We start from the raw sequence: 16823 nt of genomic DNA, 5'->3' as shown, positions 1-16823 counted from the left end.
CATCCCGCCATCACACCTCTATCTAAAGTTGTAAATTTCACCCCTTCATCAACTCTTCAAACAACCCTTTTGACAGAGGTCATTTCGTAGGGATGTGTTTTTTCATAGGTGTAAACAATATTTCTATTGCCATGCCACGGACCCCTAAACCCCATGTAATTGTGGCCATCGACTTTGGTGGTTCCCTCACCAAGGTGATCTATCAACATCGACGCGGCCAACCTCAACTTCTAACCATGTCCCCTGAGGCTACCGTCACGACTCGCTTTGCCGTAGACAAGATTTGTGCCTTCAATATCAACCCGGTTCCACCAGAGTTTCTCTGTTGGGTTCAACCCCTCGACCATGAGGGTCATCCCATTGCAGATGAAGTCGGTGCTGTAGGAGACTTGGGGGCTCAGATCGCAGGCTTCAATAGCTTGAATATTGCCAAGAATGAGAAGGCTCTCTACAAACTCATGGGGGCACTCTCTGTTATTCATCAACGATTGAACAACCAGGGATACAAGCTCAAGCCAGACTTTCGAGTTTCGGTACAATGCATGTTGCCTGCCGACGAATATCAGCTTGGTTCTCGTTTTGAGAAAAGACTCCAATATATCCTTTCCACGGGTGTATTGACTCCCTCTGGCGTAATTCAACCAGAGCTATTCAGCTTCCACTGCTATCCTGAAGCCTCAGGAGTGGCCACTGAGTTTATCACCCGTCATCCCCATATTCAGAATGCAGTGGTATTTATGCTGGGTCACCGCAATACCAGTGCCGTCATCATTCGAGAAGGGCGCATTAAGCAGTTTAGAACCTCGATGTTGGGGTTTAATCAATGTTTGGAAGAAGCCTGTGGTGCCCATGGGGTGACTCCCCAAAAGTATCTGGACGCTATCTTCAGCAACCATCAACATCGCCATGGGGATCCCTATGCCGCCATTACCCCCTATCGAGATCCTCAGCAACGAGAATTAGCAGGCCAAGACTTACGTTATCACCTTCGTCAAGCCCAAATACTTTACGTCAAGACTCTATCCGAATGGTTTGATAATGTCCTGATGAATGAGTCTTCCCCTGACCTCATCTTCTGTGGAGGAGGAATCAATGTCATCACCCCAGCCTTGAATGAATATCAACCGGATCTACCCCACCACTACGGTTCTGGGGTCAAGATTCCGGCAGACTTTAGCACCGATGCTCTCACCCATCGTCTCGATGATATCTATAGCCTCTTTAGTAGCCTGCAAAATCGGTTCAAGTTCTCCGCTCACCATTCACTTGAATCTTCACTCCAAAAGAGTTGTGCTTAGGCTTAAAGCTTGGATTTTGGATTTTTAGGCAACATCATCACTGGAAATTACCCATGACCCCTTCTAACTATCGCATTCAACTACGCCCTGGAACCGATCTCGAACAATCTTTGTTTGAATTCCTTAAGCACAGCAAGTCCATCAGCAATACCCACATCGTTAGCACCCTCAGCACCTTCTACTTAGTAGAGTATCTGTATCTCAACCCAGATCGGGTTAGCCCACAGGAACAACAATATTTAGTGCTGTCCTCCTATGAAAATATTAGGGCTCGATTAGAGTTGATTCAGAATCTATTTCCTGAGCTGATACGAAGCCGCAGTGGGAGTTTCTATCCTGCCAAGCAAGTCACTATTCCAGACAAAATGCCCAGATCCTATCCCAGCCAATCTCCGATTCCCTCATCCGCAAGCAAGGCTCAATACTCTCAGGGAAATCAGTCAGATTCAACCAGCACTCCTGAGGTTGATTTGGCTCACCAAACCCGTCACAGTACAGAGCAATCCTCTCCCTCCGACCTTTTTGATTTATCCGATGTCACCTTCCAAACGGATGATGCTAGTCAGTATTTGGAAAAGCATTTCCAGAGCAGTGACCAGCTGAATTAACTCCCGTGAGCCAGTGTTCCCTACTACAGCCTCAGCACCTTAGTACAGCCTGAAATCATGAGTTCTAATTCTGCCATTTCAACATCAGAGGTAGACCCTACTTTTCCTCAGTCCAGTGCGACTCCAGCCCCCATTCCCTCCATTCACCTGATTGACTCCTTCTCTGGGGGGAAGGGCAAGTCTACCTTTGCCCGTTTTATTGCCCATCACATCGACTTTCACCTCCTGGCGGCCAAGGTGATTGATGCCGATGTCGGTCACAACATTAAGCCCTACTACCCCGATACCCTCGAAATCGACATTCGCGCCAACAAGGACTACACCTCCGATGAGGTTACCCGTTACCTGCGGGGGGGATTGAGCCTCTTCATTAACTTCCCCGGCTCTAGTTTCGAGTTCTCTTCCCATTGGTTGCAAGACCACAATCTCACCGCCCTACAACTGCTCCCCAGCGATTCCCCTGACCATTGCTTTGACCTCGTCACCCAGCCCCGTTTTGGGGCATTGAATGTGGTTCAACTCCAGCAAGGGGAAGCTAAGGCCCAAGACCAAGCCCAGCGCCGGGGGCAATCCTCTCCCCCATCCGCTTCTCCCCGCATCGTGCGTTGGTTCCTCTCTGGTTGTACCGAGGATGATGCCGCTGAATTCCGCCGCACCGTCGAGTACTACGACCACAACCATCCCGGTCACCTCACCCATGTCCTGGTGCGCAACAATGCTCTCCTGCCCAATGCCCTCCGGCCTAACTGGGATCCCCTTTATTCGGTATCCGGTTTTCGGGAGTTCTTACAACGTCCCGACCTTTACGACATCGAATTCCCTCGTCTAGAGCACCGAGAGATGAACCTGCTGCAACGCGAAAAGCTCAAGTACGTGGCCGGGGTGATGCACCCGGATTGGGAACTGATCAGCCGCAGCCGCATCGACCGTTTCCTCGTGGCTGCCACCCAACAAATCGAGCAGTGCGGTCTGCTAGCGGAGATCCCTTCCCTAGAGGCAGTGCTCCACCCTGAACAGGTTGCACCCAACCCCACAGAACCCAATGGGGCCAGTCCCCCTAAAGCCAAGACTCCCCGTCGTCGCTCTACCAAGACTCAGAAATCCTAGGGGGCACCATGGACCATACCCACACCCCAGATGCTGGGACCAGGCCAACCACTGACCCACCAGCTTCCCTGAGCCAGAGCACTCTACGGTGGTTCCATCGCTTAAGCGCCCCCTTCCAGCACCGTCAACCCCAGCTCCAGGAACCCCCTGACCCAGCCCATTGGCCCGCCCACGACCCGGATCGGAATGGGAACAGCCCTGAGCCCAAGCGGGTGGTCAATCCCGTCGTCGCCCAGCGGGTGCAAGAACTGGCCCAGGAGGCCAAGGCCCATGCCCTTTGGCAAGCCATCAGTGACCAACCTACCCTGGCTCAGACCTACAGCCCTGAGGAGTTCCTGTGGATTGTCACCACCTTGCAACGCTCTGTCCAACGCTCTGGCCTCCATGGGATCGCTCAGGCCAATACCCGCATGGATGCCGCCTTTGAGCAGCAATCCGATGCCTTCAAGCAACACACCTATGAGGCCATTCTGGAGCTGGGCATTAGCCCTGAAGACCCCCTCTTTGCGGTACTCTTTGCCACGGGCAGGCTTGAATCGTTGCTGATGGAGAAGCCCCACACCCTCAAGCTCATGTTCGAGGGGTGGTCAGAACGCCTGCACCATCACCTGGAACAATGCCAAGACCGCCTTCAGCACCAAGAGCAGGTCGCGGTCAAAGCCCAGGAAAAAGAGATCGCCGCCGCCGTGAAGCGCCTCATCCTCAAAGCCTCCTTTGACAAGGTGCTCTACGGCCTCACCATTGGCAATATCCTCACCGCTGGGGTGATCTTGGCCCTGACCGCCCTGGCTGGGTTTTGGCTGGGCCAATTGCGCCAAGCTGCCGTTCGCCCCAACTACGCCACTGGCCCCGTCCGCCTCACCCTCGATGAGGTTAATGCCCTGAACTGGGCCACGAGTGAAGACGGTCAGCGGGCACGGCAACTGTGGAATTGGAACCAAGATCTCCTCCACGATTGGCGCTGCGAACAGCAGGCCGCAGAGCTGGGCATCACCTTGGCCCTGCAAGGGGAGTTGGCGGACCAGGGGGCTTGTGTCCTCTGGGTGCGGCCAGTAGAAGAGCGCATCTTGCAATGAACCCCAAATCCTACCGGCTTTAGACCTCTTTGCCTCAGAACAATTGCATTTGCACTTGCTCAGGCTCCATCAAGGGAGCGGCCTCGGCGTTACCGCCTTCAGGGCTAGCCGCCACACACCCCATCCCACTGCCCCTTGCCACCACCCGCCGCCGCAGGGTGGTTGAAAACTCCCTGAGCACATAGGGGTCGGGAGTGCGCAGGTGCGTGGGAAAGGTTTGGCGTAATTCAGCGCTAGCCGGAAACAACGTGGGGTGACGCTCTAGCACCTGGGCAAAGGCCCACACACAGGCGTCTCGATAGTCTGGGCTCAGGGGGGCCACTAGGGTATAGGGCTGGATGGCGCACACCAGCTCTGCGGGGACACATTGTTCACTTTCTTTCCCCTGCTCTACCTCATCGAGCAGTTGCCAGAATCGCTCTAGGCGCACTGCTTTTACCAACTTTTGAGTTTGCGCTGAAGGTAGAGAAGAAGACCATTCAGTTTTGCCAAATATGACCGGGCCTGTGAAGTATTTAACTTGGGCATTACTCAACCATTTCTCGTGATACAGAAGCCCCACACAAGCCGTCATAAACCCCACATCTGGAAGCACCTCAGTCATTATCCTTAAGCGCTTCAAGGTTTGGGATTTATCGTCCTGACAATCAGAGCCAGTATCCAACCCAAATAAGGTGGATTGATTAGCAATAGGAACTTTCGCCATGGCGGTTAGGCAGGTCACAACACCCCCTATGGCGATAGCAATACCCCTATCTCCAACTCTCTCCGTCAAAGGATAGATTTTATTCTTTATTTTGCTTCTAAATAGGGTTTTATTTCTATCCCAAGAATGAGCCCAGTATAGATATCTAATCGCTAATTTATGATTGTTGGTATTAACCCATTCCATTCATTTATTGGAGGTCAAGATTGTGATTTCCCCTGATGGTTACGGTGATTCAGGTTACGGCGATTCGGGCTATGGCAATTCGGGCTATGGCGGTGACACCCCTCCAGCCCCCTACGGCAGCCCTGAATCCACCGGCCCCGGCTATGGCACATCGGGCTACGAAGATACCCCCAACGACGGCACCCCCAACACCGGTTTAGGGGCGGGCAACAATCCTTACCGCACCCGCAGCTTTGCTGATGGCTATCGGGGTAATCCCTTTGAGGCCAACGTCTTTGACACCCCCTACACTGAGTCCTCCGCTAACCCCATTCCCCAAGGGGAGGGCTATGGCAAGGCGGTTCTGCCCACCTCTGGCTACCGGCGGCCCACCGCTCAGGACTACGGCGACGATGACGAGCTCGTGCTCTAGGTTCCTTTCAATCTCGTTCCAACACCACCCCGTTTCCCTTACCCCTATGACCCATGCTGTTCCGGTGTTTGATATGGCTATTGGCCATAATTCTGACGATGCTGATGGGGGGGCAGCCGACTCTAGCGGCTGACAACACCCAGGCCAGCAGCATTACTAGCGCCTCTATATCTCTGGGGAATCCCCCATCCAACCCCGACTTCAATCAGCTGGCCTTTGACCAGTTCCCGCCCCTGACCACCAGTGGCAGCTTCCTCGAAGGCTCTGCTCAGCGCACTTGGCAAGCGGGCCAAACCCCTGACCAGGTGCTCACCTTTGCTGATATTACTGAGCTCAACCCCCAAGCGCTTACCCTAGAAGCCATCGGCAGCGGGGTAGCCCAGGATCTAGGGGCCAGTCCCCTCAGCGATTTCCCCCTCCTAGCCCAGCAATCGGTAGCTAACCTACTCACGGCTGTTCCTACCCTCAGCGGCTTTGAAGTAGAGTCCCTCCCCCCTATTGCCGCCCTATTTAGAGACACTGACCTGCGGCAGGGTCTCACGCTCTTTCAGGCTCTACAACAGACCCCTGATCTAGCTCAGCGCTCCCTCAATCAGATTGACTTGAGGGCATGGGCTATCAATACCCTACCCGGTGTGATCCAAACTGCCCTAGGAGACTTCCCTGGATTTGAGGCCGCTACCCTCGACCAAGTTCCGGGTATCCCTGAGTTGCCCTTATCCAGTTTCCCCAGTCCCCTCGCCTTGGTAGGGGGCACCACTATGCAGATTGATTTCATCTGGGGGCCAAAGGAGGGGGAGCGTACCCGTACTATTTCTGGCTCTGAGCAACAGGGCTTTGCCGTGCCCTGTTACGTGGAGCGGCAGGACTGTAGTTCCATTGAGTTGCAAACCCTGGGCTCTGGCTCCCAGGCCCTCGACGGTAGCCATTGGGTTTCGGGCAAGTACCAAGAGGTGGAAGGCGGCAGTGGCCTACTACGGGCTGTCAATGGGGGCAAGGAGCCCACCGGCAGACATCCCTATGGCCCCCTCTTTAAGCAGGTGATCTGGGAGCCCGATGAAACCACCGATACCGTCTCTAGCGCCCTTTTCTTTCGTGCCTGTGCCCTAGGCGGCTGTACCCCCTATGTGATTGGCCCCTTTCCTTTCATCACCTATCGCATCAATGACCCCATCTTTGTCGGTGCCCTTGAGGGGGATGCTCCCAGCCAAACCCCGTCTACACCCACGGGTGCCACTCGGGGGGGAGGGATGCCGGGAGTCCGCAATCTGGCACTAGGGGGCACCTTCGACCCCAATTGCTTGCTTCGCTCTACCCCAAGGGGCTCTAATCGCTCGCCTCAGGGTATTGATCTGGGCTTGCTTGCCCATGCCATTGGCGCTATCGAGTCCCAGGGCAGTGGCGGCTACAACGCTGTCGGAGTTCATGTCTGTGCCGATGGGGGCCGTAACTGTGGGCGGGGGTTGGGCAAGTATCAATTCATGTCCTACAACCCCTATGCCGTGGAACTGATCTCCGCTCGACCGGGGGGCTCTGAGTTCTTGGCACGGGTCAATGGCGGCCATCGACCGACTAGCGACGAGTTGATGCAGTTCTTCCCCCCTGAAGACCAGGACCGGGCCTTTGAAAGCGCTTTGGCCAGCAACATTGAGCGCGCCTCAGGGCAAATCGACCCCACCACCGGTCAACCTTTTCAAGGCGATCGCTTGATTGAGCGCGCCGCCCAGATGCACTTCGGCGGTCCCGGTAGCGCCATTGATGGTGGCAGCTCCGATGCCCATGGTCGTCTCAGCTTGCGCGACTATGGCCAGCGTACCCGTGAGCTATATCAGCAAGGGGGCGGCTCCAGTCAATGTCCGACGGGGGCGAGCGGAGCAGCAGGTCAAGCCAATGGCGAACTGGTCTATCCCGTCGCGGGACAATTCCCAGTCACCAGTGAGTTTGGCCCCCGACCTGCCCCTTGTTCTGGATGCAGTTCTAACCATGCGGGCATCGATTTGGCCACCCCAGTAGGAACCCCCACCGTTGCCGCTGATGGCGGCACGATCACCTTTGCGGGGATCAGCGGTTCCCTCACCCGTGGGTACGGCAGGGTCGTCTACATCGACCACGGCAATGGTCGCCAAACTCGATATGCCCATCTCGACCGCATTGATGTGGTTGAGGGCCAGCAGGTCGGACAAGGGGAATTGATCGGCACCACGGGCAATACAGGCTCTTCCACTGGACCCCACTTGCATTTTGAAGTGCGGGAGAACGGAGTCCCCCGTAACCCCAGGGACTATATCAACTTTTAGCTCACCTTCATGGAGAATTAACCCATGCGTAAATCTCGAAAAACAATCAAGTTTCTCAGCCTATTACTTTTGGCTTTTGCTATCACTACCGCGACTGTTTATAGGCCAAGGATCAGTCATGCCCAAGCCAACTTCGAGACTTGTCCACTTCAGAGTCAAGGGGCTGTAGATGGCCTCGAACTCATTGCTCAAGTACAGAATGAAGGGCGGCATTTTAGCCTATTCAACGTCATTGACGGGCACACTACCAGTCATGCTATTCAGTCGATCCGTAGCGACAGCCAATGTGAGTTGGAGTATTGGAACCCTACAGGTCAAGATATTCGCATCACTGCAACCGATACCCTACCCAGCTCTGTCGCTCAGGCTTTGTTGGTCGCGCTATACCAAAGCATCATTGATGATATCGGGCGAGATCAATTCGAGGCTGAGCTTAGAGACAGTATCGAGCAATGGGGCACCGATTATCTCTCTGAAGAAGAAGTCGGAGCTTTACAGGAAATAGGGTTCACCTTGTTCTAGAAACAACACCCAACCGTAGGCAGCAACTCCCTTTTTTCCGACTCAAGTTTGTTCCCTTCCCAATGCCAAGGAGGTTAAGTTGCGATGTTGACCAAGACACCCAATGTCCACAGTGAATTACGTCAACCCCATGCTCTCGGGCTGTCGTTGCCCCCACCTCTAGCCAATGCCCTCTCAGGGCTATTACACCTACGCTGGACTGACCTCCAAGCCGCTATGGCGGGTCAAGGACCAGACCTGGAAACCATACTCACCCAATTGCCAACCCCACCCCGATGGCTATTGCGAGCGGCCCAGCGCCTCCGCATCGGCTTTGCCCTCGCCGTCATCCTCAGCATCGCCCTAGCCAGCTTCGGCTGTAGCGCCCAAGCCAGTGCCCCTTGGCGGGTGGCGACTCAACTCGTACCGGCACCCTTGCTGGAGGAGGTGATGGCAGCCGAAACCAGCTTGACGGGAGACCAAGCCCAGGCCGTGCAAGAGGACATGCTGGCCTGGAGCATTCCGGGCAAACAGGGCCGCTTAGTCTTGCTCAACTACAACAGCGATCTCCTCTGCGGCAGCGCCGGGTGCCTCTACAGTGGCCTCTGGCTAGAGGGGGATACTCCCGTGGGTGCAGGTCTGGTGCTCTCTACCTACCTGCGCCCAGAGTTGCCCCCTGATACCCCCCTGATCCAGCCGATTGACCTAGAGGATGGGGTAACTCGACCCTTGCCCTGTCTGGCTATCAATCAGCTTGATGACGACCACATGCAAGCCTTGACCCTATGTCTGCGGGGAGAGCGCTATCAAGTGGCCAGCGATCGCCGTCTCCCCCTTGAGACCGGAAGCTCACCCTAGCCCAGCCCTGATACCGGACTGGGCTGGCAGCACTCGGACTAAGCCTTAGAAGTCATCGTCTTCGTCTTCGCCAAAGTCCTCTTCTTCCTCTCCTTCTATGTCTTCCTCGGCTAGGGTATGGACGGCTTCGACATCAATGATTTCGGCATCGTCGTCGTCATCACCGTAGTCGTCATCCTCATCTCCCAATGCCAGGTCAGCAGGGGTGGCCTGCACTACACCCGGCAGGGCTTTGACCGGTTCTGCAGCGGGGAGCGTCAGGGCGGAGGATTCCACAAACCCGGCGACTTCCTCCTGCAAACCCCACACCAATCCCTTGCCCTGGGGAGTACCCAGAAATAGCTCTGGCAGGGTCTCGGCACTAGGGGTCACCGTTGCCTCTACTTTGCAGCACCAGGACTTGTTTCTGCCCTGGCCCTCTTTCTCGGCCTCAAAGCGTAGCGGTAGCACCCCCAAGGAACGCCATCGGTCTGACTTGCTGGCAAAGGGTTGGTTGGTGTACTCCGCAAAGGCTCGCTCTAGCTTGCGGTAGTAGTCTTCGTAGGTGCTAATCAAGCTCCACAGGGCTACATTCTTGAACCGCACGATGAAGGGCACCGTATGCAGCGGATCATTGTCCTCGCTCAGGAAGACCAGGGCATGTTCCGAGCACACCTCCATCAAACCCTTGTCGAGCTGGGCGCGGTATTCCTCGTAGGGACCCACAAAGGTTTGGCCTAGGGCCGGGTCTGCTCCCCGCTCCACCAATTGATCCGCATCTTTGTAGCGAATGTAGGGCGGGATGTGCTGCAACACCACCATCCGGCATTCCCTCAGCAATACCCCGTCTACCTCGTTCCCACCAATGGTGACTTGATCTAAGGCATCGGGCTCTGGTAGCTCTAGCCAGCCCCCTGACTCCAGTTGATCCACCGGAATCAGGATGCCTGCGGGCTTGTCGTTGATGACAATGCCGTAGGGCAATCGGGGGCGGCGGGCTTGGTTGTACTCCGGATTCAGCAGCTCTGGGTCTACTTCAAAACGAATAGCGGCCCCTTTGCGACCTGAGGCTTTAGCGGCACCATTGGCCCGACGGGAGCTCGTTCGAGCTGAGTTCGTCCGACCTACACCTGAGGCTGAGGCGCGAGGCGTTCTTTTTGTGGTCATGGGGATCCTTGATATCACGACACAACGGTCATCACCCCAGGCGATAGCCCCACCCCTCTCACCGACTCACCTATCCCCCTTAACACCATGTTTGGCATTGACCTCGGCGCGCTCCTTCAGCAGTACAACAATCCCCAGGGCTTCTTGATGTTGGGGGCCTTTGCCACGTTGGTGGGAATGATGGTGCTGCTCAATGACAACACAGGAAAACTCTCTACCGGTCGCACTGTCGGGACGGCTGAACGATTGGCGGCCACCAGCACTGCCCTGAAGCAATTGCGCTTACCCAGCACCTATCTCCCCCCTAAGCTGGGCCATCACCACCGTCAACCCCGAACGCTCAACCCGCCCTCAAGGAAACCACACCCCCCGGTCCCCCCTAACCGCCTTGTCCTCTGGGCGGGCAAGATGCCTCAGTTCTGGTGGGGTGGCCGCTGGCGGGGGCTGGGGGCAAGGCTACAAACCTTGATGGGGGCCATGCCCGCACTCTGGCTCCCCGATGCCCAGCGCAGTGTCCTGGTATTGGGTAATCCCGGCTCTGGGAAAACCGCCAGTGCTATCGACCCTATGGTGGAATCGGCCTTAGCTCAAGGCATTCCCGTCTTGCTCTATGACAAGAAGGGCGACCAGATGCGCCTCCACGCTCCTCTGGCCGCTCGCTACGGTTACCAGGTCCATGTCTTTGCCCCCGGTGAACCCTATAGCGGGGTGCTCAACCCCATCGAATTCCTGCGCGACTCTGCTGATGCCGTCATGGCGGGGGAACTGGGGGCGGTCATCACCCGCAATGCCCAATCTACTCAAGGGGGGCGCAGTGATGAGTTCTTCACTAAGGCCGGGGAACAACTGGCGAAGGGCTTGATGCAGTTGGCCCGAGATACCCCTTTCCCCGATATGGCCATGGTCTACGCCTTTCTACAGCTCCCCGACTTGGTTCATCGGCTTGACTACGCTGTACAGACCCAGCGCCTCAATCCTTGGGTCGCTGCTAGCTTTAATCAATTCCTCAGCGCGAAGGGTGCCGAGAAGACGGTCTCCGGCATCATCACCACGACTGCCGCTACCTTCAGCAGTTTTATTCAACGCGACCTTTTACCTAGTTTTGTGGGTTCCTCCACCATTCCTGCTCGCATCCAGGGTAAGCAGATCATTATCTTCAAGCTTGACGATGCCCGCCGCAGTGTCATTGGCCCTTTGCTGGCCGCCGCCATTCATCTCTGTGTGGTCAAGAACCTCAGCAGTCCTCGCCCTGATCCCATTGCCATCGCCATCGACAAGTTGCCTTCTCTACGCCTCGACCGCTTACCCCAGTGGATTAACGAGTATCGCTCCAATGGCGGTTGCTTCATCCTGGGGGTGCAGTCCCTGAATCAGCTCTATGACACCTATGGCGACAAGATGGGGGAGGCTATCTCTGCGGCCTGTGGCACCCATTTTCTGTTCAATCCAGGCGATATCAAGACCGCAGAACTCTACAGCAAGCGCTTTGGAGAGAAGGATGTAGCTCTCAAGCAGCGGTCTCGGGGCCGCACTATGGCGGCTCGGGCGACCCAGAGCATCAACTGGAATGAGTCTCTACAAAAGATGCCCCTCTTTACCCCGGACCAAATCCTGCGGTTCATTGAGGGACAGTGCATCATTACCAATCCCGCCTATCGCTCTGGCCATGAGGGTTTGATTCCCTACAGTCTCCGCATTCCTTTGCCTAAAGGTGAGATCAGGCGTGCCCAGGAAACTACCGCTCTTTGGGAGCCCTACCTCATGCCCTATCTCACCCAGGCCAGCACTCAGATCAGCCCGGAGGCGATCCTCTCGGGACTCCGGCAGCGCATCGTGCAGGCAGAACAACTGTTGCCTGAACCGCCAGGGGAGGGTGCTGAAGCAGAAATCAGGTGACTGACAACGCAAAGTTTTCCCTCCTTCTCATCTTCCGGCGCAGCTAATAGTCGAGTGGTAATTAGCACACCTTGAACAGATTTGGGAGTCAGGGATTGTCCTGAACTCTAGGATTCCCTATGAATGAGCGTTTTAGGATCGGGTCCGTGACCCATAATTCTGAAACCCGCTATACCGCTATATACGTTGTTCCGCTACAGGTCTTTCGCAAGTCACCGCAGGAATGTGACAGTATCGCAAGACTTCCCAATCTAAAAAGGTCTTGAAAAATCAATACATCAATCAGGAGGAATGATGGCCACTTGCTACATATTGATGCCAATCCACGTGGAGAACGTTCTCATTCTCGCCGTATCACTCGTGAGTTTATTCAGCACTAGAACTTGAAATGCAGTCATTTCTACTGAGTATTCATCCGATGCCATGAAAATTCTTGCAATTGGTGCAACAGGGTTTATTGGATTGCGTGTCACTCGTCAGTTAATGACGCAAGGGCATGAAATTGCCCTGTTTCACCGAGGTAGCACCATTACCAGCAACTTGGACTCAGTCCTACATTTCTATGGCATGCGTCATCAGCTCCCCAACTTCAAAGCTGATTTTGAACGCTTGCCCCCAATGTTGTCCTCGACATCATCCCTGATACCGAAGCCCAGACTCAGGATGTTGTTCAGGTGTTCAGCAGTTGCACTCAGTGCATCGTTGCCATGCTCCACTATGTCATGAGCCGATTTAGCCACAAAGCTGGTAAGCAGTGACCAGAGTACAGCAGGTATTTCCCCATGGAAAAAACGTTAGGGACTATTCTTTGGCTGGAATGATCGGCAGAATCAGCCGGGAGACAGCGGCGGTGTGATGATAAACCGTCTGGGTTGCGGTGACTGGCTGACGCTCAGTGGGAATGTTGCGGCCCGTGTTGGGATTGCGGTCAAAGCGGGGATAGTTGCTGCTGGAGACCTCCAGGCGCAGGCGATGGCCGGGGAAGAAGACTTGGCTGGTGGGCCAGAGATCGATCTCGATTTCGGTAGGCGTCTGGGTTTCTGCTCGGGTATTGGTGCCGATCGCATTGCCGTAACCCCGCCGGAGAATCCCTTCGGAAACGTTGTACCCCGTGCCATCGGGATAGACATCCACCAGTTTGGCGGTGAAATCGGTATGGGGAGCCGTGGTCGAAACCTGGAGCCGTAGCTGCACTGGCCCCGTCACTTCAATCGCCTCGCTCAGGGGCGGGGTGGTGTAAACCAGCACATCCTGCCGCTGTTCCACTGCGTTTTGAGGCTGAATGCCTGCGTTTGGCCCAAGCATGGTTCCCCCAGCACTGGGCACCGGGTTTTGCGGGTCGTAGACAAAGCGATCGCTGGCTTCTTCCCTTGGTGGCTCTAGACTGAGGACGCCGTCACCGTTGAGGGTATTCGCCCGACCGTTGCTGTGCAGGTAGTAGGGCGTATAGCGGGTACGGGGCAGGGGCCAAGCCGATTCTTCCCGCCAGGTGTTAGCGCCCATGACATAGATTTGCACCGGGCTGGGGTAGGCCGTCTCGGGAGCGCCTTTGATCTGGTGATCAAACCAGGGCAGGCTGGGGCCAATGCTCTCAAAGCGGTAGTTGCGGGGGCGGCTGCCGTCGGGGAAGGTGACGGTGTTGGCGTGGGTCCAAGGCCCGATCACCAGGCGGGTGGCTTCGGCTACCTGGGGGGCAGCGCTGGCGCGAATCTGTTCAAAGTCGTCCAGTTGGGTGGGCAAAAACGGATCGTACCAGCCTGCCATCAGCAGGGCCGGAGCCTGAAGCTGGCGGGCGCGATCGCGGTCATCGACCGATTGCCAGTAGCGATCGCGCTCGGTGTGGCTAGCCCAGGTATCAAAAAACGGAATATTCTGCACCGCTCGGTCATCGGCCTCTAGCAGGGGCCACCCCTCAAAGCCCTGCTGTAGCTGCTCTGGGGGGACAGGAATATCGCGGGGGCCGTAGCTGAGGGTCGCCCAGTAGAGGGCGCTTTCCAGGGAAAACGCGCCGCCGGGGTAAAACATGCCATAGAAGTCGGTGCTGCAAATCTGCGGTATCAGGGCCGACAACCCTGGATCGACCTGGTCGGCCAGCACCCACTGGGTATAGCCAAAGTAAGAGCCGCCCCACATGCCGATGTGCCCGTCGTACCAGGGCTGCTGGGCGATCCACTCCAGCGTGGCTCGGCCATCCTGGGCCTCGTTCACAAAGGGCGGATCGTAGCTGCCGCCCGACTCATAGCGACCTCGGGTGCCCTGGATCACCGTGATGTAGCCGTGACTGGCCCAGAGGTGGCCCACGGTGCGGGCAAACAGAATGTGTTTGATCTGTTTGGAGTAGGGAATGCGCACCAGAATGGTGGGGGTAGCGGCGGCGGTGCGGGGATGGTAGACATCGGCAACCAGGGCTGTGCCATCGGGGGCGGTCACGGTCACCCGGCGCTCCAGTCGAACGCCATAGCGGTTGGGCGGATAGTCTAACTGGTGACCCAACCAGGCAGCGGCGATCGCACTGCCCCGCCCAATGACCAACAGCAGCAGTGCAGTCAGCCCCGCCAACAGCCACAGCCAGACCCGTCGGTGGGAGAAACACTGCACGCGATGACGAAAACCTCCTGCCCTCATGGCTGCCTCCTATGACGATGACCCCAGCCCCAGAGCCAGAGATAAGCGGCCAACACCCAGTGAAACACAATGGGAATCGTGCCCTCCCCCAGCCAGCGGCGTTCTGGATAGAGGCTCATGGTGACGCCGTAGCGAATCACCATCACCAGGGCGTAGCTGTAGCTCACATACTGTAGACCCTGACCCAAGCGGGGTCGGAGCCGTTGAAACCAGCCCTGCCCCTGGGCCAGGTCGCGATTGATCTTGACCTGGAGTGCCAAAATCAGCAGTTGGCTGGGCAACAGCAGCGGGTAGGGCAGCAGCCCCGAATACCAATGGGCCATGGGGGGCAAAAAGGGCACCTGGCAGCAGGCCACCAGCCCCTGCCCCAGCACCCGCAGCAAAAACAGCAGCGTCAGCGCCCACAGCCAGGGCACCGGATGCTGACTGGGCCATAGACCCTTCAGCCGCCAACCATCAGTGGGGGTGGGCATGGGGCAGTGTCAGCTCATAGGTTTGCACGATCGCTTCGGTATCCAGCGGTAGGGGCTGCTGGGTGAGCACCGGCCATTTGTACTGCACCTCCCGCTGGCCCTGGGCAATGGCCCAGCGTTGGGTTGCCTCTGCCCAGCCCAGGCGCATCCGATGGAGACAGGGGAACTGCAACCGCTGAGAAGCCCGTTTTTGGGCGTATTCCGTGTTGTTCAGCGATAAAGCCACATCCAGGGCTGACAGCAGTTGCTCAATCCACTCCGGGCTGGGGATGTCTGACATTTCCCAGTACAGCTCGTAGCGCATGGCCTGGGCATTGGCCACCAGTCGGTAGGGGCCGACCGGCTGGTGAAACTGGCGTTGTAAGGCTGCGATCGCAGTTAGGACATGGTTGACATGCAGTTTTTCCCCCGTCAGGTTACTCATGTCGCGGCCCTTGCGCAAAAAGGCAATGATCGGCGACCGATGATAGAACCCCGTCACCTCCACCACATCATTGATGTGATAGCGGTAGAGCCCCCCAGGGGTGGTTAACAAAATCTGGTACTGTTGCCCCTTTTCTAGCTCATGGCTGAGCAAAATCGGCGGGTTCGCCTGGTCGGCACAGGCTTCTGGAATAAATTCATAGACATTCAGGGTCAAGTCCAACAGCCCCGCAGGCGTATTGTTCTCGTAGGGCAGGGTGATCCGGGCTTCACTGGCCAGATAGCCCAAATCTCGAATCGGCAACGGGCCATAGTCAGCCGTGAGCTGTCGGGCCTGGGCTCCCACCGACCCGCCCGTCCAGCAGCCCAACAGCTCCAGGTGGGGCCAACAGTCCCGAGGCCGCAGTGCTCCGGTGGTATTGAAAATCTGCTCCAGTTGTTTGGCCCGTTCCGGCAGGGGCCGCTGGGCGGGGATGCCCTCACCCCCTGCACCATCGGCAATCGCTCGAATCAACGATTCAGCCTGGTGCGTCATCACCGTGGCCAGCCGCTTGAGGGTACTGGGATTGGGCGTACACAAAAAAGATACCTGCCGCGCCAAGGCGCAGCGGGCAATGGCCCAGTAGCGGCGATCGTAATCAGGAATTTCGAACACGCCATAGGGGACGGCATAGGTGCGACGAATCAAGGCCGGAATCTGTTGGTAAATCCGCCCCGACAAACTGCCGTAGGGAATGCCGCCAGGGGTGTAGCCTTCAATCGCCGGACTGACAATCCCTACCACCGCGCGGCTCAAAAAGGTCGGATGATCTTGCAAAATGCGGTAGAGCCACTGCCGCATCAGTCGGGCTCCGCCTTGCTCTACCCTGGCGGTGACAGGAATATATTTGGGCTGCCCGGTGGTGCCACTGGTCATGGTGAACATTCGCACCGGCTCATTCAGCAAAATCTTGGCTTGACCCGCCATCATCTGCTGGACGTAGGGCCGAAAGCCTTCGTAGTCGCGCACGGGCACTGCCTGACGGTAATCCAGCAGGGTGCGAATCTGATCAAACCGATGCTCGCGACCAAACTGGGTGGTGCCATGATGGCTGAGCAACTGGCGCAATAGCCGCTCTTGGGCCAGGTCAGGGGCCTGGGTGGCCGCCTCTAGCCGTTGCTTTAGGGCTCGCCCCTGCCAGCGCAGGCCGAGGGTAAACAGTCTCGCCATA

14 protein-coding genes are annotated in these 16823 nt (G+C 56.7%); 9 read left to right on the top strand and 5 right to left on the bottom strand.

Annotated elements, in window-relative coordinates; translation table 11 throughout:
- Positions 1-131 precede the first annotated feature (131 nt).
- From LEP6406_RS0224980 to LEP6406_RS30725, 4 genes are read left to right on the top strand one after another with little or no spacing between them, the layout of a single operon-like run.
- The gene (locus tag LEP6406_RS0224980) at positions 132-1298 is read left to right on the top strand and encodes a hypothetical protein (RefSeq protein ID WP_008319519.1); all 1167 of its coding nucleotides are present in this window, start codon (positions 132-134) and stop codon (positions 1296-1298) included.
- A 53-nt stretch (positions 1299-1351) separates the two neighbouring features.
- A complete protein-coding gene (locus LEP6406_RS0224975; protein ID WP_008319517.1) occupies positions 1352-1906 on the top strand; it encodes a hypothetical protein in 555 nt (184 codons plus the stop codon).
- 57 nt (positions 1907-1963) lie between these two features.
- Entirely contained in the window at positions 1964-3013 is a 1050-nt protein-coding gene (locus LEP6406_RS0224970) for a hypothetical protein (protein WP_008319514.1), read from the top strand.
- Positions 3014-3021: 8 nt separating this feature from the next.
- Positions 3022-4089: a DUF6753 family protein gene (locus LEP6406_RS30725; protein WP_008319513.1), complete on the top strand. Its 1068-nt coding sequence runs from the start codon at positions 3022-3024 to the stop codon at positions 4087-4089.
- A 34-nt stretch (positions 4090-4123) separates the two neighbouring features.
- Here the strand turns inward: LEP6406_RS30725 and LEP6406_RS0224960 are convergent, their stop codons facing one another.
- Positions 4124-4693 (bottom strand): hypothetical protein, encoded by a 570-nt coding sequence (locus tag LEP6406_RS0224960; protein ID WP_155834874.1) that lies wholly within the window; start codon positions 4691-4693, stop codon positions 4124-4126.
- A gap of 310 nt (positions 4694-5003) precedes the next feature.
- Between LEP6406_RS0224960 and LEP6406_RS30720 the strand changes: the two genes are divergently transcribed.
- From LEP6406_RS30720 to LEP6406_RS0224940, 4 genes are all read left to right on the top strand, one after another.
- Positions 5004-5393 carry a hypothetical protein gene (locus LEP6406_RS30720; RefSeq protein ID WP_008319509.1) on the top strand — a complete coding sequence of 130 codons (390 nt, stop codon included), beginning with the start codon at positions 5004-5006 and terminating at the stop codon, positions 5391-5393.
- Positions 5394-5473: 80 nt separating this feature from the next.
- Positions 5474-7690 (top strand): M23 family metallopeptidase, encoded by a 2217-nt coding sequence (locus tag LEP6406_RS0224950; RefSeq protein ID WP_225886720.1) that lies wholly within the window; start codon positions 5474-5476, stop codon positions 7688-7690.
- Positions 7691-7714: 24 nt separating this feature from the next.
- On the top strand, positions 7715-8212 hold the full coding sequence (locus LEP6406_RS0224945) for a hypothetical protein (protein ID WP_008319505.1): 498 nt from the start codon (positions 7715-7717) through the stop codon (positions 8210-8212).
- A gap of 84 nt (positions 8213-8296) precedes the next feature.
- Positions 8297-9049, top strand: coding sequence for a hypothetical protein (locus LEP6406_RS0224940; RefSeq protein WP_008319503.1), 753 nt, complete (start codon positions 8297-8299; stop codon positions 9047-9049).
- A 45-nt stretch (positions 9050-9094) separates the two neighbouring features.
- On the opposite strand, the gene LEP6406_RS29680 is transcribed toward LEP6406_RS0224940, so the two are convergent.
- Positions 9095-10195: a DUF5895 domain-containing protein gene (locus LEP6406_RS29680; RefSeq protein ID WP_008319501.1), complete on the bottom strand. Its 1101-nt coding sequence runs from the start codon at positions 10193-10195 to the stop codon at positions 9095-9097.
- An 87-nt stretch (positions 10196-10282) separates the two neighbouring features.
- On the opposite strand from LEP6406_RS29680, the gene LEP6406_RS0224930 reads away from it, so the two are divergent.
- Complete coding sequence (locus LEP6406_RS0224930) at positions 10283-12091, top strand: type IV secretory system conjugative DNA transfer family protein (protein ID WP_008319500.1); 1809 nt, start codon at positions 10283-10285, stop codon at positions 12089-12091.
- An 801-nt stretch (positions 12092-12892) separates the two neighbouring features.
- On the opposite strand, the gene LEP6406_RS0224925 is transcribed toward LEP6406_RS0224930, so the two are convergent.
- Genes LEP6406_RS0224925 through LEP6406_RS0224915 form a run of 3 tightly spaced genes read right to left on the bottom strand, consistent with a single transcriptional unit; the run spans position 12893 to position 16822 of the window.
- Positions 12893-14716, bottom strand: coding sequence for a CocE/NonD family hydrolase (locus LEP6406_RS0224925; RefSeq protein ID WP_008319495.1), 1824 nt, complete (start codon positions 14714-14716; stop codon positions 12893-12895).
- Positions 14713-15189: a hypothetical protein gene (locus LEP6406_RS0224920; protein ID WP_008319493.1), complete on the bottom strand. Its 477-nt coding sequence runs from the start codon at positions 15187-15189 to the stop codon at positions 14713-14715. Before LEP6406_RS0224920 ends, LEP6406_RS0224925 begins: the two co-directional genes overlap by 4 nt.
- Positions 15173-16822 carry a GH3 auxin-responsive promoter family protein gene (locus LEP6406_RS0224915; RefSeq protein WP_008319491.1) on the bottom strand — a complete coding sequence of 550 codons (1650 nt, stop codon included), beginning with the start codon at positions 16820-16822 and terminating at the stop codon, positions 15173-15175. Before LEP6406_RS0224915 ends, LEP6406_RS0224920 begins: the two co-directional genes overlap by 17 nt.
- Position 16823: the final 1 nt, after the last annotated feature.

The organism is Leptolyngbya sp. PCC 6406 (genome assembly GCF_000332095.2).
Taxonomy (GTDB): Bacteria; Cyanobacteriota; Cyanobacteriia; order Phormidesmidales; family Phormidesmidaceae; genus PCC-6406.
The sequence above is the reverse complement of the archived record's forward strand: the minus strand, read 5'-3'. Positions and strand labels throughout refer to the sequence as shown.

Excerpts from the sequence above, each read along its gene's own strand:
- LEP6406_RS0224980 (WP_008319519.1), top strand. The coding sequence starts at position 132 with ATGCCACGGACCCCTAAACCCCATGTAATTGTGGCCATCGACTTTGGT.
- LEP6406_RS0224975 (WP_008319517.1), top strand. The coding sequence starts at position 1,352 with ATGACCCCTTCTAACTATCGCATTCAACTACGCCCTGGAACCGATCTC.
- LEP6406_RS0224970 (WP_008319514.1), top strand. The coding sequence starts at position 1,964 with ATGAGTTCTAATTCTGCCATTTCAACATCAGAGGTAGACCCTACTTTT.
- LEP6406_RS30725 (WP_008319513.1), top strand. The coding sequence starts at position 3,022 with ATGGACCATACCCACACCCCAGATGCTGGGACCAGGCCAACCACTGAC.
- LEP6406_RS0224960 (WP_155834874.1), bottom strand. The coding sequence starts at position 4,693 with ATGACTGAGGTGCTTCCAGATGTGGGGTTTATGACGGCTTGTGTGGGG.
- LEP6406_RS0224945 (WP_008319505.1), top strand. The coding sequence starts at position 7,715 with ATGCGTAAATCTCGAAAAACAATCAAGTTTCTCAGCCTATTACTTTTG.
- LEP6406_RS0224940 (WP_008319503.1), top strand. The coding sequence starts at position 8,297 with ATGTTGACCAAGACACCCAATGTCCACAGTGAATTACGTCAACCCCAT.
- LEP6406_RS29680 (WP_008319501.1), bottom strand. The coding sequence starts at position 10,195 with ATGACCACAAAAAGAACGCCTCGCGCCTCAGCCTCAGGTGTAGGTCGG.
- LEP6406_RS0224930 (WP_008319500.1), top strand. The coding sequence starts at position 10,283 with ATGTTTGGCATTGACCTCGGCGCGCTCCTTCAGCAGTACAACAATCCC.
- LEP6406_RS0224925 (WP_008319495.1), bottom strand. The coding sequence starts at position 14,716 with ATGAGGGCAGGAGGTTTTCGTCATCGCGTGCAGTGTTTCTCCCACCGA.
- LEP6406_RS0224920 (WP_008319493.1), bottom strand. The coding sequence starts at position 15,189 with ATGCCCACCCCCACTGATGGTTGGCGGCTGAAGGGTCTATGGCCCAGT.
- LEP6406_RS0224915 (WP_008319491.1), bottom strand. The coding sequence starts at position 16,822 with ATGGCGAGACTGTTTACCCTCGGCCTGCGCTGGCAGGGGCGAGCCCTA.